11 protein-coding genes and 1 riboswitch are annotated in these 14,668 nt (G+C 58.1%); of the genes, 3 read left to right on the top strand and 8 right to left on the bottom strand.

Annotated elements, in window-relative coordinates; all coding sequences use genetic code 11:
• Window positions 1-2: 2 nt before the first annotated feature.
• A riboswitch (SAM riboswitch) is annotated at window positions 3-93 on the bottom strand.
• A gap of 116 nt (window positions 94-209) precedes the next feature.
• Window positions 210-1,181, top strand: coding sequence for an alpha/beta hydrolase (locus tag A9753_RS02990; protein ID WP_342668217.1), 972 nt, complete (start codon window positions 210-212; stop codon window positions 1,179-1,181).
• A gap of 130 nt (window positions 1,182-1,311) precedes the next feature.
• Here A9753_RS02990 and A9753_RS02985 read toward each other — a convergent pair whose 3' ends face one another.
• A complete protein-coding gene (locus A9753_RS02985; RefSeq protein WP_067779914.1) occupies window positions 1,312-1,890 on the bottom strand; it encodes a low molecular weight protein-tyrosine-phosphatase in 579 nt (192 codons plus the stop codon).
• Window positions 1,891-1,959: 69 nt separating this feature from the next.
• Between A9753_RS02985 and A9753_RS02980 the strand changes: the two genes are divergently transcribed.
• Window positions 1,960-3,672 carry a DUF885 domain-containing protein gene (locus A9753_RS02980; RefSeq protein ID WP_067779912.1) on the top strand — a complete coding sequence of 571 codons (1,713 nt, stop codon included), beginning with the start codon at window positions 1,960-1,962 and terminating at the stop codon, window positions 3,670-3,672.
• 330 nt (window positions 3,673-4,002) lie between these two features.
• Here the strand turns inward: A9753_RS02980 and A9753_RS02975 are convergent, their stop codons facing one another.
• From A9753_RS02975 to A9753_RS02960, 4 genes are read right to left on the bottom strand one after another with little or no spacing between them, the layout of a single operon-like run.
• On the bottom strand, window positions 4,003-5,388 hold the full coding sequence (locus A9753_RS02975; protein WP_067779909.1) for an ABC transporter substrate-binding protein: 1,386 nt from the start codon (window positions 5,386-5,388) through the stop codon (window positions 4,003-4,005).
• 13 nt (window positions 5,389-5,401) lie between these two features.
• Window positions 5,402-6,349 (bottom strand): carbohydrate ABC transporter permease, encoded by a 948-nt coding sequence (locus tag A9753_RS02970; RefSeq protein WP_083090224.1) that lies wholly within the window; start codon window positions 6,347-6,349, stop codon window positions 5,402-5,404.
• A gap of 13 nt (window positions 6,350-6,362) precedes the next feature.
• Complete coding sequence (locus A9753_RS02965; RefSeq protein WP_067779906.1) at window positions 6,363-7,271, bottom strand: carbohydrate ABC transporter permease; 909 nt, start codon at window positions 7,269-7,271, stop codon at window positions 6,363-6,365.
• A gap of 12 nt (window positions 7,272-7,283) precedes the next feature.
• The gene (locus A9753_RS02960) at window positions 7,284-9,527 is read right to left on the bottom strand and encodes an alpha-galactosidase (protein WP_067779903.1); all 2,244 of its coding nucleotides are present in this window, start codon (window positions 9,525-9,527) and stop codon (window positions 7,284-7,286) included.
• 181 nt (window positions 9,528-9,708) lie between these two features.
• Here A9753_RS02960 and A9753_RS02955 point away from each other — a divergent pair, with 181 nt between their 5' ends.
• Entirely contained in the window at window positions 9,709-10,893 is a 1,185-nt protein-coding gene (locus A9753_RS02955; protein WP_067779900.1) for an ROK family transcriptional regulator, read from the top strand.
• 6 nt (window positions 10,894-10,899) lie between these two features.
• Here the strand turns inward: A9753_RS02955 and A9753_RS02950 are convergent, their stop codons facing one another.
• The 3 genes from A9753_RS02950 to A9753_RS02940 all read right to left on the bottom strand — a co-directional run bounded on the left by A9753_RS02950 (window position 10,900) and on the right by A9753_RS02940 (window position 14,636).
• The gene (locus tag A9753_RS02950) at window positions 10,900-12,231 is read right to left on the bottom strand and encodes a glycoside hydrolase family 27 protein (protein WP_083090223.1); all 1,332 of its coding nucleotides are present in this window, start codon (window positions 12,229-12,231) and stop codon (window positions 10,900-10,902) included.
• Between the two features lie 44 nt (window positions 12,232-12,275).
• Window positions 12,276-13,631, bottom strand: a complete 1,356-nt coding sequence (locus A9753_RS02945; RefSeq protein WP_067779897.1) for an amidohydrolase — start codon at window positions 13,629-13,631, stop codon at window positions 12,276-12,278.
• Window positions 13,632-13,742: 111 nt separating this feature from the next.
• On the bottom strand, window positions 13,743-14,636 hold the full coding sequence (locus A9753_RS02940; RefSeq protein ID WP_067779894.1) for a DUF5926 family protein: 894 nt from the start codon (window positions 14,634-14,636) through the stop codon (window positions 13,743-13,745).
• Between the last annotated feature and the right edge of the window lie 32 nt (window positions 14,637-14,668).

Raw genomic sequence — 14,668 nt, 5'->3', positions numbered from 1 at the left:
TTCCTCCATCGGTCCTGGCGGAAGCACCCACGCCCGATTGGGGGGTTGCTGCAACGTCAATGAGCCAGGTCTCTCGGTTGCTCTTGATGGTGTTGTGGGAACCATATAAGCACATCACGAGGCTACACAAATCAGGCACAATAGTATGTATGAGTCCACTGTCGCCCCCCACCCCTGCAATTCCGCGAAAAAGCCGCGATGATTTGCCCGTGACATTAAAACCACGTGTTGAACCTGACATTTTGGGTGGTTCGTGGATGTGCCGGACGCTGCCGGTTGAGGACTCTCCTGCTGCCCCTGGAGCTAGGCACGCATGCCTAGTCTATGAGCGGGAAGCAGCTCATCAACCACCCCGCTATCGTGATGCTGTGCTCTATATCCATGGGCGCAATGACTACTTTTTCCAGACGCATGTCGCTCAGGCATGCCAGGACGAAGGATACGAATTTTATGGCCTCGACCTGCGCGCCTGTGGGCGCGCAGGTCGCACCTATGAACGCCCCCACGATGTACGTGACCTTCGCGTCCATGATGATGAAATTGCTCAGGCTTTGGAGATTATCCGCAGTGAACATGGCCATGAGCGGATCATCCTCATGGGGCATTCCACAGGCGGTTTGCAGTGTGTAATTTGGGCTGCCGATCATCCTGGTCAGTGCGAGGGGATTATCCTCAATTCCCCATGGCTAGACGTTCACGCCTCAGCGTTCATGCGTTCCTATGGCAGTGCGATCATGGAAATTATCGCCAAGTATCAGCCGGAAAAGATTCTGAGCGATGACGATGACCCTACCTATGCTCATTCCCTACACAAGAACTGGGATGGCGAATGGGACTTTGATTTAGAACTCAAACCTTGCCCATCTGTTCCGGTCCGTGCCGGATTCTTGGCAGGAATTCGCCGCCTTCAGCGCGACGTTCACCACGGTTTAGGTATTTCTGAGCCCATTTTGCTGTGCTGCTCTGACACAACCGGCCCTGCTCATCCCACCATGAAGCAAGCTCAGTCCAGTGACATTGTGTTAAGTGTGGAGCAAATGCTTGAGCGCAGCCGGTTCCTTGGTGATGACGTAACGATCCATCAGGTTCCTGGTGGTATGCACGATTTGGCTTTGTCTGCCCAGCCGGCTCGCGACGATTATCTTCAGACCGTCACGACCTGGCTACGTGAGCATCGATAAATCACCGATCGACCAACGTGCCATTTCACATCATTCACTGGCCTCACCATCTTCATCATCTGGGTTCCCACGCCTAACACTTATGGGAACCCAGATGCACTTTCAACAGTGAAATATGCTCCCAACAACATTAGTTCTGGTAACCACCCAAATGTTTAAGAAGGTTGCCGCAAGCATCCTCAATGATGGCGTAGGCAACTTCGAAGGCTTGAGCATCTCCATACCAAGGGTCATCCACATCGAGAACGCTCCGTGGTTCATGACCGGCTCGAACAGACTCACTCAATGCCTGAATAGAAGCGTCGGTGGAGAATTCACGCATCATTCGGACACGGTCGGTGTCTAAGCCGAGTTTATGCATACGGCGAGTAAGGTCACGGTAGTGCCAATCAGTCATTGCGATGATGAGGTCACTCCTGCGCAATTCCTCATCAGTGGCACGATGAGCTTGATGGGGACGAATAGTGTATCCCTCACGTTCCAAGACGCGCCGTGCACGATGGTCGATAGGGTTACCGTGTTCCTCATCGCTAATACCTGCACTATCAACACTGACTACACGGTCAAGTTCAGCCCTCTCCAGAAGATCAGCCAAAATCATGTGTGCAGTAGTGGAGCGGCAGATATTGCCGGTGCACACCATAAGAACATGGTAGGGAGCAGAAGGTGAGAGCGGTGCTGGGAGAGTGTGTGCGGCGTCGGAAATCATGACTCTAGTCTGCGTGACCACCAGGTGAGATAACCACCTCCCCCACAATGAGACACGTAGAATATTTCCATGAGTGAAATCGCAACGAGCACACCACGTCCATCCAGCCCTCTCGACCAGATCGCCGAGGATTACGTCAAGCGCGTTGCTGAACTATCCCCCCAGTTCGCCACCGTGCAAGGACTCAGTGGTCATCACGATGAACTTGATGACTACTCCCCCGCCGGCCTTGATGCCCTGGCAGCACTCAATACACAAACGCTGACTGCCGCACGCAAGGCACCTCTGACTGATGCCATTGATGAAGTCACCCTAGCCGCCATGGAAGAACGCATGGGGTTGTCTTCTCAGTTACATGAGCGCGGCGAAGACTTACGTGCTCTCAACAACATCGCCAGCCCCGTTCAGGATATTCGCGACTTCTTTGACCTAGTCCCCACTTCCACTGACGAAGACTGGGCAAATATTGCCTCCCGTCTATCCAAGGTTCCTGCCGCCATGGCTGGCTACCGAGAATCTCTCTCCCTGGCCGCCTCACGCGGAATGGTGAGCGCGCGCCGCCAGGTGGAGGCTTGTATCAACCAAGCCCTATCTCAAGCCGATCAAGCAGAGTCCTCCTTTTCTGCCCTCGTCAACAGCGCTGAGAATGTTTCTCCTGCCCTGCGTAGTGAACTTGAAGCCGCCGCTGCACAAGCACGTGGCGCTTACGCAGACCTGGCCGCTTTCCTCAAGGAAGATCTTCTTCCCCAAGCACCTACTGAAGATGCTTGTGGCCGCGAACGCTACGAACTCTTCAGCCAAGACGCTATTGGCGCACGAATTGACCTCGATGAGACCTATGAATGGGGGCGTGAACGCCTTGCTGCCATCGATGCAGAACAACGACAAATTGCTGAAGAACTCTATGGCCCCGGCGTAAGCGTGCGTGAAGCACTGGAGCGTTTAAACAACGATCCTGCTCACCAGATTCACGGTGTAGCCGCCTTACAGGAATGGATGCAGTCCACATCGGATCAAGCCATTGCTGATCTCGATGGTGTGCACTTCGATGTACCTAAGCCGCTGAAAACTCTCAACTGCAAGATCGCTCCGTCATCCACTGGCGGCATCTACTACACCGGCCCCAGTGATGACTTCTCTCGCCCCGGAGCCATGTGGTGGTCTGTGCCTGCTGGCACCACCACCTTCGCCGCCTGGCAGGAACGCACCACGGTGTTCCATGAGGGCGTTCCTGGCCACCACCTTCAGGTAGGTCTGCAAACTTATCATCGTGACTTGCTGAACTCGTGGCGCCGTATGTGCTGCTGGGTTTCTGGTCATGGTGAGGGTTGGGCGTTATACGCCGAGCGTTTGATGGCTGACCTGGGATATCAGGACAATCCTGCTGACCGCATGGGCATGCTTGATTCTCAACGTCTGCGCGCTGCCCGCGTAGTACTCGATATTGGTGTTCACCTGGGCAAGGAACGCCCCTCTGAGTTGGCTAGTCTGCCTGGTGTGGGTGAGGGCCGTTGGGATCGCGATAGTGCCTGGGCGTTCTTGACGCACAACGTGGCCATGGCCGAGTCTTTCCTCGCCTACGAACTCACTCGTTACTTGGGCTGGCCGGGCCAGGCACCCTCCTACGCTGTGGGGCAACGGTTGTGGGAGCAGATTCGTGATGAGCGTGCCGCGGCAGCCAAGGCCCGTGGTGAAGAGTTCTCCCTCAAGGACTTCCATATGGAGGCGTTGTCCTTGGGCAGTGTGGGCTTGGACGTGATGCGCCAGGCATTGGTGCACTGATCAGCACTGCGATAAGTGCGGCGTTGACGTCTAAACCAGTGGGTTCGGTTCACCGTTGAGCGTCGCTTCCGTAATGCGCCGCCGCATCACTAAGCCTCACCACCGCATGAGTAAACCGCGCTGCCGCATCGTTAAGCGTCACCGCATGGGAAATCCATCAGAAATCACTGACTAGTTGCTCAGCGCAGATACAAGTAACGGCCCCAGCCAGGGGAGCACTCCTGGTCGGGGCCGTTACTTGTGAGATCCTTCAAACTTCACTGACTGTCCCGGGATACCGGATCACCACATCGTGATGTGAGGTGGCATCCCGGGTCAGTGGAGTGGAGGTTACTGGAACAGTGCGTTGACCTGTTCGTTAATGGCGGTCAGTGAGTCAGCCTTAGCGCTGCGCTGGTAGATCGCTTCCATGGCGGGGCTCATGAGGGCCTGGATTTCTTCGCCGTGGTAGCTCAGCGGGAAGTAGAAGGTGTGTCCTGCTTCGACCGGCTGGGTGTAGGCGGCGATGTTCTTGCCACTCTCGGACCACTTCTTGAGCACAGTCTCGGTACCACTCTTGGTGGCGGGGAAGACTATGGCGTGCTCGGCGACAATGGCCTGGCCTTCTTCGGAGCCGAGGAAGGCAACCCACTTGGCTGCACCTTCGGGGTTCTTGGTGGCTGCGTTGATGGAGTCGCCCAAGCCATTCATCATGCTCATTGGGTGGCCGATGGGGCCCTTGGGGCTGGGGGCGAAGTCGATGTCAACGCCTTCCATGTTGAGCATGGTCTGGATGACCCATGCGCCACACATGGTGACGGCGGCCTTCTCGGAGCCCATCTGGGTTTCGGGGCCGGATGCGTCGGAGAAGACACCCATGGCGGGCAGGTAGCCCTTGTCAACAAGGCCGAAGAACCAGTCGATGGACTTCTGGAACTTGTCCTTGTCGTCGTAGTTGTAGTGGGTGCCCCAGGTGGGCTTGTCCATATAGTTCCAGCCGGTGGCGCCGGTGAAGGGGGACCACTGGCTCTGGCCTGCACTGCCGCCAGCGTCTTGGCCGAATGCCAGACCGTAGACGGCGATGTTGGACTTGTCGAAGCCGTCTTCGTCGCCACGCTTGCCGTTGGCGTCAACGGTCAGGTGGGCGATGATCTTTTCGAAGGTGCCACCATCGTCAGGGTTCCAGTCCCAGTTGTTGATGTCATCCTTGCTGAAGCCTGCTTCTTCCAGCATCTTGGTGTTGTAGGCGAAGGAAATGGTGTCCCAGTCCTTGGGGCTACCGTACTGGTGGCCGTCTTCGCCCTTCCACAGATCGAGCAGACCGTCCTGGTAGATCTCGGGCTTGAGTTCTGAGGAGTAGCCTTCCTGCTCATCGAGGGGCAGGAGGAGTCCGAGTTCCATGTACTGGGCGAACTTGTTGATGTGGTCGGTGAACACATCGGGTGCGTTGCCGGCCTGGAATGCTGCGGTGAGCTTGGTCCAGTAGTCTTCCCAGCCCATCTGGTTGATCTTGATGGTCAGGTCGGGGTTGAGTTCGTGGAACTTGTCGGCCACGGCCTGGTATGCGGGCTGCTGGTTGGCGTCCCACAGCCAGTAGGTGATGGTGTTGGGGTCCTTGTCAGCGTCGGATCCGCCACCGGATGAGGATCCGCCGCCACAGGCGGCCAGGGTGAGTGCTGCTGCGCTTGCGCCCAGGATGCTGAGGAAGCCGCGGCGTGAGGTGAATGGGGTTGTCATGGCAAGAGCTCCTTTACTTGATGCCGTTGAAACCGATGGAATTGACAAGTTTCTTTGCTGTGAAGAGGAACATGATCATCATGGGCAGGGCTGCGACGAGTGTTGCTGCCATGAGTCCGGACCAGTCGATTGTTCCGTTGGGGGATTGGGATTTAAATACGGCCAGTGCCACGGTGAGCACGCGGGCGTGTTCGTCTTCCGCAACCATGAGTGGCCACATGTAGTCATTCCATGCACCGATGTAGGTCAGGATGGCCAAGGTGGCGATGGGGGCTTTGGCCAAGGGCAGGATCAGGGTGAAGAAACTGCGGATCTTGGAGGCCCCGTCCAGAAGTGCTGCTTCTTCGAGTTCTCGTGGGATGTTCATGAAGAACTGGCGGAGGAAGAACACAGCGAAGGGGGTCATCAGCATGGTGGGAAGACCAATACCGATGAGGGTGTTGATGAGTCCCAGATGGTTGATGAGCACGTAGTTGGGCAAGAGGGTGAAGATGGAGGGGACCATGAGTGAGGCGAGGAAGATGCCGAAGACACGGTCACGTCCGGGCCAGCGCAGGCGGGAGAACGCGTAGGCAGCCATGGAGGAGAAGAAGACCTGTCCTACGGTGATCATCGTGGCGACAATGACGGAGTTGCGCAGGTAGATCCAGAAGTTCATGGATGCGCAGGCGGCATTGTCTTTCAATGCCTCTTCGCAGCTTTGCATGCCGAAGACGCGCTCGAAACCACGCATGTTGATGTCCACCGGGAGCAGTGAGGTGGGGTGGTTCATCAGGCCGTAGTTCGAGGAGAAGGCGGTACGGATGATCCAGTAGAAGGGCATCAGGGTGATGGCCATGATGAAGATCATGAAGGCCCAGGCCAGGATGCGTCCGATGTTGACGCCTTTTTTGTCGGCCTCGGGGATGGGCTTGGGGTCGACGGGGTCTTCTTCGACAGGGGTGATCATTGCGGTGGTCATTGGTGTTCCCCTCTCAGTCCAGGTCCGTTGAGCCGGCGTTCGTCATCCGGTATTGGATGAAGGTGACGGCCATGAGGATGAGAAGAAGTGCGACGGACAGTGCACAGGCGTAGCCGAATTGGAAGCGTCCGAAGGCTAGGTCGTACATGTACATCTGGAGCACGCGGCTCGCGTTGACCGGGCCACCGCCGGTGGTGACGGACACGGTGTCAAAGACCTGGAAGGAGCCGATGACGCTCATGATGAGGACCAGGCCGAGGATGGGGCGCAGGAGGGGAAGCGTGATGGAGAAGAACATGCGACGTTCGCTTGCGCCGTCGATTTTGCCTGCTTCGTAGAGCGTGCCGGGGATTCCTTGGAGGCCGGCAAACAGAAGGAGTGCCGTGTAGCCCATGTGGCGCCAAACGTTAATCATGGCGATGGTAGGGATGGCTAGTTCGGAGGAGAAGAAGTTGATGGCGTGCCCGCCCAGTGAGGTGATCACGGCGTTGGTAATACCGAAGCTGGTATCCAGGATCCAGAGCCAGACCAGTGCCACAACGACGTTGGATACGAGGAAGGGGCTCAGGACCACTGAGCGGACGAAGGTGGATTCTGTCAGGCGCTGCATGAGTACAGCGATGACGAGTGCCACGATGGTCTGAATACCGATATTGATGACCACATATTCTATGGTGACGCGGATGGCATTCCAGAACACTGGGTCTTTCATCATGCGGCTGTAATTATCCAGCCCTACGAATTGCGGATCGGTGAAGAGGTTGTACTTGGTAAATGACAAGTAGATGCCACGAATCAACGGATAAATGAAGAAGATGACAAGACCGATGGTGGCAGGGGTGAGAAAACCGAGTGCTAGTCCGAGATCATTTTTATGTTTGCGATGGAGTATTTTTCCCGTAGGTAAGGATGCAACAGTCATTGTTTCTCCTTGTTATTCCTGGCGCCCTGAAGTATGAGCGGATGAATCAATAGCGGTCACCTTGAGAAGGACAAGATGATCAGGATGGAGCATGGGCATAGCGATACCTACAGTGCTTAGCCATGAGCCGGGAAGGTCAGCCCCCTCGGACGTCATCCAGGTGGGGGCTTTCCGTAATTCGGGGTAGGGGTCTGTGGCCAGCTCGATGTGGTACATGCGTTCTGGGTCGAGTCCTGGCAAGGGACGTGGGGCGCTGGGCCACGCGAGGAGTTGGCCTAGGCAGGCAATTTCGTAGAGGGCTTGGCTGCCGTCTTGGGAGACCACGCCTTCGATGCGGAGGTCGTCATCGTCGGGAAGGTCAGCGTGCACGGTAACTCCGCTGTGGAGCAGGTCGCGGTGTTCCTTGTGCAAAGCGATGGTGGCTGCCAGGCGATCGAGTTCGGTTGCCGTGGCTTTGGTGAGGTCCCATTCCACGCCCATGTGTCCCCAGATGGCTGTTCCTGCGCGGAAGTCCACATCGAGGTCACGCAAGGTGGTGTGTGCGCGGCCGGCTGCAACGTGGGTGCCAATGAATTCAGGGGCGAGGAGGAGTGAGGTTCCTCGGTAGATGTTTTGGCGGTCGTGGGCGTCAATGCAGTCAGAGGCCCAGACGCGTTGAGTGCGCTCCATGATGCCCAAGTCGATGCGTCCGCCTCCGCCTGCGCAACTCTCAATTTCCAACTCGGGGAAGCGCTCGTGGAGTGCGTCAAGGAGTCGGTAGAGAGCCAGGGTTTGGTCGTGAACTGCCGCTGCTCCGCTCCTGCCGCTGGTGGGGTCAGCCACTTCGTGTCCGGTGGAGACGAGCGGGGAGTTGTGGTCCCACTTGATGTAGGCGATGTTGTGGGTTTCGACCAGGGTAGAGATGGCGTTGTAAAGGTAGTCCCAGGCTCCCGGTGCGCACAGGTCCAGGACGCGCTGGTTGCGGTGTTCGGGGGCGCCACCCAATCCATCACCCAGGATCCAGTCCGGGTGCTGGCGAGCGAGATCAGAATCAACGTTGATCATTTCGGGCTCGAACCACAGGCCGAATTCCATGCCGAGTTCTTGGACTCGGGTGGCCAGTGGCGCCAGTGAGGTGGGCCAGACGTCTGGTGATTCAAACCAGTCACCTAGTCCTGAGGTGTCATCACGGCGTGAGCCGAACCAGCCATCATCCAGGACGTAGCGTTCAATGCCGACTTGTGCCGCCAGTTCAGCCAGGTCGAGCAGTTTGTCCAGGGAGTGGTCGAAGTAGACCGCTTCCCAGACGTTGAGAAGAACGGGGCGGGGCTTGTCGCGATGTGATGGCAGGGCGCGCATGTAGGTGTGAGAGCGTCCGGCCAGTTCGTCGAGTCCGTGGCCCCAGGAGTACACAGTCCACGGGCTGGTGTAAGTCTGTCCGGGATTGAGAACGACTTCTCCGGGCATGAGCAGTTCACCTGCGCCTATGAGTTTGTTTCCGGCGGCAGTGTTCATGGCGATGGAGCGTGTGTTTCCGCTCCACGCCAGGTGAACGCCGTGGACGGTGCCGCGACGCCATCCAAATCCGTGGTCGCCGGCGATCACCCAGGTGGTGGCATCATGTCCGGGGCGTCCTTCCCAGGATTCGCGCAGGTGAGTTCCTACGGGGAAGTCGCAACGTTGGATGCGGCGTTCGCTGAGGTGGTGGCCGGTGAGGTCGAGGATTTCTGTGGCCGAGTCCGGCAGGGGGAAGAAGAAGGTGAGTTCTTGGACCATCAGTGACTCATGCTCAGGTGAGGCAGTGTCACAGGAGGTCGATGACGCATCTGATGCTGCGGCGTCTGCGCCACAGGTATTGGTGATGGTTCCGCTGACTCGAATGATTCCGCTGGGTTCGAGGCGGATGGTGGTGGTGATGGTCAGGTGATGGACTGTGTCCGTGCCGCTGGAGGTGATGACGGTGGCGCCTTTTTCTTCGCTCACCTCATGGTCAACGTGCTGGGAGCAGGGTGAGAATGCGGTGGAGTCGAGGCGGCAGGTAGCCAGTCCGGGACGTGCGGACCATCCTTGGTGTGCCAGGGGAATGATGGGTAAGTCATTGGTTGTCCATGCGGTTCCGCCGTCTCCGAGGGAGAAGGCGGTGACCTCGGCGACTTGGACGAGTTGCTCGTCGCTGATGTGTCCTAGTGATTGGCCCCAGTGGTGGACAACGGGGAAGCGATCTTCGCGCAGATCAACCACTAAGCTGGTGCCAGCGTGTAAGAAATGGCGAATCATGACGGTCCTTGTCAATGAATGGTGCGTTTTTCGTTTACTGCTCGAAACGATGCTCTCCTCGTTGAGAACATGTTTTATTATTTGCAGCAAGAAAATATTACCTAGGTAACACTCTGCCCTGCATTACTTCAAATGTCACAAAAGTGTCACGGTCAGCATTGACCACAGAAAGACCCCAACCATGCCATCCCCCGCCCCACCGAGTTCAGCAGTGCTGGCCTATCTGGTCTCTCACGGCGCGACCAGTAGGAAAAACCTTGCTCAGGAATTCGACCTGTCCGCCGCGACATTGACGCGCGCCACCCGCCCTCTCATCGACCACGGCCTCCTGGACGAATCCGACTCCCCCTCCCCCTCCGGCTCCCGCGGCCGTCCCGTCACACTCGTGGACATCAACCCCGACTACGCCTTGTTCCTCGGGGTCAAACTCACCGGCGACGAAGCCTTCGCCGTAGCCACGGACGCTCGCGGGCACATCCTCACCTCCCAGTCACTCCCCCTCATTGACCGTTCGATCGACGGCGTGGCAACAGTTATCGAACAACTTGCCACGCGTGGAGCTCTCGTTGACGGCATTCGCCCCTTAGCCATTGGCGTGACCCTCGGTGCTGCCGTGGTGGGTACCTCGATCGTTCGCGTGGCCCCGTTCTTGGGGTGGGAAAACGTCCCTCTCGGACACATCCTTACCGAACGAACCTCGATCCCCACGCTGATTGCCAATGACGTTCGCGCCTTCACCTTGGCTGAAGCCTGGAGCGGTATCGGTAAAGACGCCTCTCCATTCGCTCTGCTCACGTTGGGTGCCGGCATCGGGTGTGGCATTGCCATCAACGGAACAGTCCTGTCCGGGTCTCACGGCGGCGCCGGCAGCGTCGGCCACTTGCCTGTCCTTGCTGACGGCCCCGAATGTGAAAGCGGGCACCGCGGGTGCGCCCGCGCGGTGGCCTCCGAGGCGGGGATTCGCCAGCGCTCGGAGCAACTTCTTGGCCATGCGTGGGGCACTGACGATCTTCTTCGCATCATTCACGACGCCGAGTCCCGAGATTCACAGTCAACTCACCTTGCTTCTCAGATCCTCACCGACGCTTCCCGTGCTACCGGCACCATCGTGGGTTCACTGGCCGCATTCCTGGACCCGGCCATGGTGGTCATTAGCGGGGAAAACGTGGGAATTGTTGAGCATTTCCGCCACGAATTCAATGAGGAAGTGGAACGCGCACGCCACTGGACTGCGTCACGCGTTCCCGTCCACCTCAAACAGTTCTCGTTTACTGAGTGGGCGCGCGGTGGTGCCACGCTGGCCATTGATTATTGGGCTCACCACTGGCAGGACTTTGTCTCAGAAGACCCCGAGACGAAGCAGTAATTCGCGTCAGTCGTCACTGAGGGAGAAGACCACGACGGCTGTGTCGTGGGCACGCAGTTCCAGTGGCTGGGAACCCGGGGCGAACTCCTGGCCAGTCCAGGCGTCGATGCCGGTCTTGCCCTTGGGGTACCAGGGGCTACGCGGATCGATGGACACGTCATCGTCGGACGTATTCATCACCGCAATGGCAACGTCACCGTCGAGGAGAGGGCGCTGCCAGACCTGAACTCCCTCGGGGAGGGAATCGACCCAAGTGTCGCGGACGCGTTCAGCCTGGAATCCCAAACGGTCTTGATCGATGGCGATTAGACGGGGGTTAGCCACCACGTCAACGACCTCTTGATCCAGTTCGGCCACATTCGTCCCCAAGAACAGGGGTGCCGCAAGCATGCACCACATGGCGAAGTGGGTGCGGTTCTCCTCAATCGTCAATTCACCATTGCCGATCTGGAGCATGTCAGGGTCATTCCATGCGCCAGGCTGAGAGTAATCGGTGAGGTACTCCTGGGATGCGATGATGCGCTGAATGGATTCCCAGGTGGGTTCAATGTCATGGGTGGTGCGCCATTGGTGGGCAATGGGAGTGGCCCAGGTCCATGGCTGAGTATCGCCGTACTCACTGATGGCATAGACCATCGGGCGGTCCGTGGCCGCGAGCGCGTTGCGCATGACCGCGAAGGCTTCAGGGCGGCTCAAGCCATCAGTTTTATCCGCAAGGCACCAGTCGTATTTGAGGAAGTCCACGCCCCAGTCGGCGAAGGTTTGCGCGTCATGTTCCTCATGTCCCAGGGAGCCGAGTGAGGTGATGGGGTAATCGTCGTACGAATTAGCGCAGGTCAGCGACCCGGGGGAGCCGTAGATACCAAAGTTCAGGCCCAGGTCATGCACTTCTTGGGACAGTGCGGGGATGCCGGAGGGGAAGCGCTCGGGGTGAGTGAAGAGCGTGCCCTCGTCATCACGGCCGCCTTGCCAACAGTCGTCCACCACAATGTAGGTGTAGCCCACTGCTGCCAGGCCACGGTCCACGATGGAGTGTGCTGCTTGTCGGACGATGTTTTCGTCCAGGTCGTAGCAGCGGACTTGGTTCCAGGAGTTCCAACCCATGATGGGGGTTTCTGCCAATGGTCCCAGTGGTTCAGGAGCGTGCACTGGGCGCACTGCTGCTTTGAGCGCTCGGCCTGAGAGCGCTTGTTTGCGCAGGTCGTTCACGGGTGCGGGCACCACGTCCTGGTGGCGAGGAGCGGCTTCGAGGGTGTCATCGTCTGGTAAGCACAGAGAGTCCACCACGGGGAGTGCATCCTCAGGTGTGGGCGATGCGGGAGAAAGCGGCTGCGGCATGGCAACTCCTTAAAGTCTCGTTGCCAGGCCTCATTGCTTGGCAACTACTGCTTGTCCCAGAAGTGTGCCACATCCATCACGCCACCGGAAGCCTCGAAGTCCGCGTGGACGTTTTCTCGGTAAGCCGGATCCATGAGGTAATCCAGTGCCACGCAGCCCAGTCCGTAGGCGCCGTCCACTGCTGCAGCGTCTCCACCGGGGCCGCCGGCAGCTTCTGTCATTTCGCGGGTGTGGAGGGCGACGTCACCGTCTGCCACCTTGATGAGGGGGTGGATTCCGGGCACGCGCAGGGAGACGTTTCCAAAGTCTGTTCCCGCGGCAATGGTTTCGCTCACCACGCCTTCGGGCAGTGGGTCCCGTCCACGGGCGGCTTGGGCGCGGGTCCAGGATTCCAAAAGTGGTCCGTTATCCCGCACGGGCATGTCATTGACGGGGCCATCAGGAATGATTTCTAGCCCAGTTCCAGTCATGAGAGCTGCGCCACGGAAAACATCTTCCACTCGAGCCACCACGTCACGCAAGGTTTCGGGGTATTTCGAGCGGATCATGGCCTTAAGTTCGGTGTGCTCAGGGATGATATTGGGGACGGTGCCACCATCAGTAATGATGGCGTGAACACGATCCATGGGACGCAACTGCTGACGCAGCAAACCAATTCCTTGCAAAGCCAGGCTCGCGGCGTCGAGAGCATTACGCCCCATGAAGGGCTGAGAGGAGGCGTGTGCAGGAACGCCAGTGAATACGAAGCGCATACGACGTACGCCAAGCCAGGTCTGATGAGTCAGATCATGGTTATAAGAGTGGGTCTGAATAGCAGCGTCGATCCCCTCAAGCATGCCTCGCTGCGTAAGAATTTCTTTGGCAGTGGAACATTCTTCGGCTGGGGTTGTTTGCAGAACGACACGTCCAGGCAGGAGTCCAGGGTGACGCTTTTCCAGTTCAGCGAGGGCCAGGAAGGCACCGACGGAGTTAGCGCACATGACGTTGTGTCCGCAGCCGTGGCCGATGACAGGGAGGGCGTCATATTCGCAAAGGATGGCAATGGTCGGCTGGCTGTCATCACCGGTGCCGATGTGCGCGCGAAGGGCTGTGGGGCTGTCGAAGACGCCGACGGTGGGTTCGATTCCGTGGTCGCGCAGAACGCGGGCCACTTCTGCACAGGATTGGTGTTCTTCCCAACCCACTTCAGCGTATCCATGAATGGCGTGAGAGAGGCCGACGATAACGGGGGCTAGGGAGTCGACAATGTCATCCAGTTCTTCACGTAGTGCTACACCTGCTCCGCGGCTTTCTTCTAGGCGTGTCGCTGAAGGTGCAGCATGCTGGCGTTGGACCAGTTCTTGGGCCATAAAGTCTTGGATAGCGGTGTGGACGGGAGCAGGCTGGCTAAGATCACGCATAGCCTTATTCTGCTCCCGCCCACGCGGCAGTGAAAGAGTGACTCACCTTCCGGCGTTTTTTCGACGCCGCCCAACTGTTCTCCAATCCATCTAAAGGTGAGTGGGGGTGCGTTAGGAACGCAGGTTGACCTGGCGAGAAATGATTCCGGCCTTAGCGCCACGTTCGGCACTAGTCAGGGGTTCCTTAACGGCCAGCGCCACGCTCAGACGCTTAGCCATTTCTGTCATGGGTTTGGTCAATTCTCCAGCCTCAGTGCCAGGGTTAAGTTGCCACACAGGGATGGCCAAACCACAGGCACGGAAAGCACCGATGAAGCGTGCGCCGGGTTCAAGATCTGATTCACCGGCTGCGTGAACGCGTGCCAGCGCACTGAAGAAGTCATCTTCATCTTCGCCGCGTGACCAGCGGACGAATTCCTTGCCCCCCATGCGACACCAGTAAGCGTGCTCGACTCCCTCAACGGGAACAGTGGCGACGATTTCTTCCTTAGCATTTTCCAATGCTTCGAGAGCCTGAGGATCATCAGCCTGTTCGGGATCGAGCCAAAAATCGAAAGTTTCGCGGACGCTAACTTCAGGAGCCTTGGACAGATCAAGGATGTCCTGGAGGCGGGGACCAGGTTCGGGCAAGCCATCAAGAGCCAGTGCCTGACCAGGTTCAAGCTCCATGGTGGCCAGCAGTGCTGCAGCCACATCACGGGAGGCATCGCCAGAATGCATGGTGGTCTGGAGGGCTACGAGGAGAGAGCCGTCGGAATGCTTCATGCCCTGAGCAAGATCAGGGAGCATGGTGACGATCTGGGCCTGGCCGCCGCCGTATTCCTTGGTAAGGGTGACGGTTGCTGTAGCTGCGGGGATCACCTGCATCATGGCGACAAGATCTTCTTCGCCAGGGATACCCTCAAAAGGACGAGACACGAAGGGGATCTCAGCCTTCTTGGAGGCTTTGGCGGCTTGGCGTGCTTCAAAGGCGGCCTGACGTGCCGCGCGCTTCTTCTTCGACATACCCCCCAGGTTACCCGACGCTTTTTCATGCT

It is taken from the genome of Actinomyces vulturis (genome assembly GCF_001687305.1).
Classification (GTDB): Bacteria; Actinomycetota; Actinomycetes; order Actinomycetales; family Actinomycetaceae; genus Actinomyces; species Actinomyces vulturis.
This window is presented reverse-complemented; position numbering and strand designations above follow the sequence as displayed.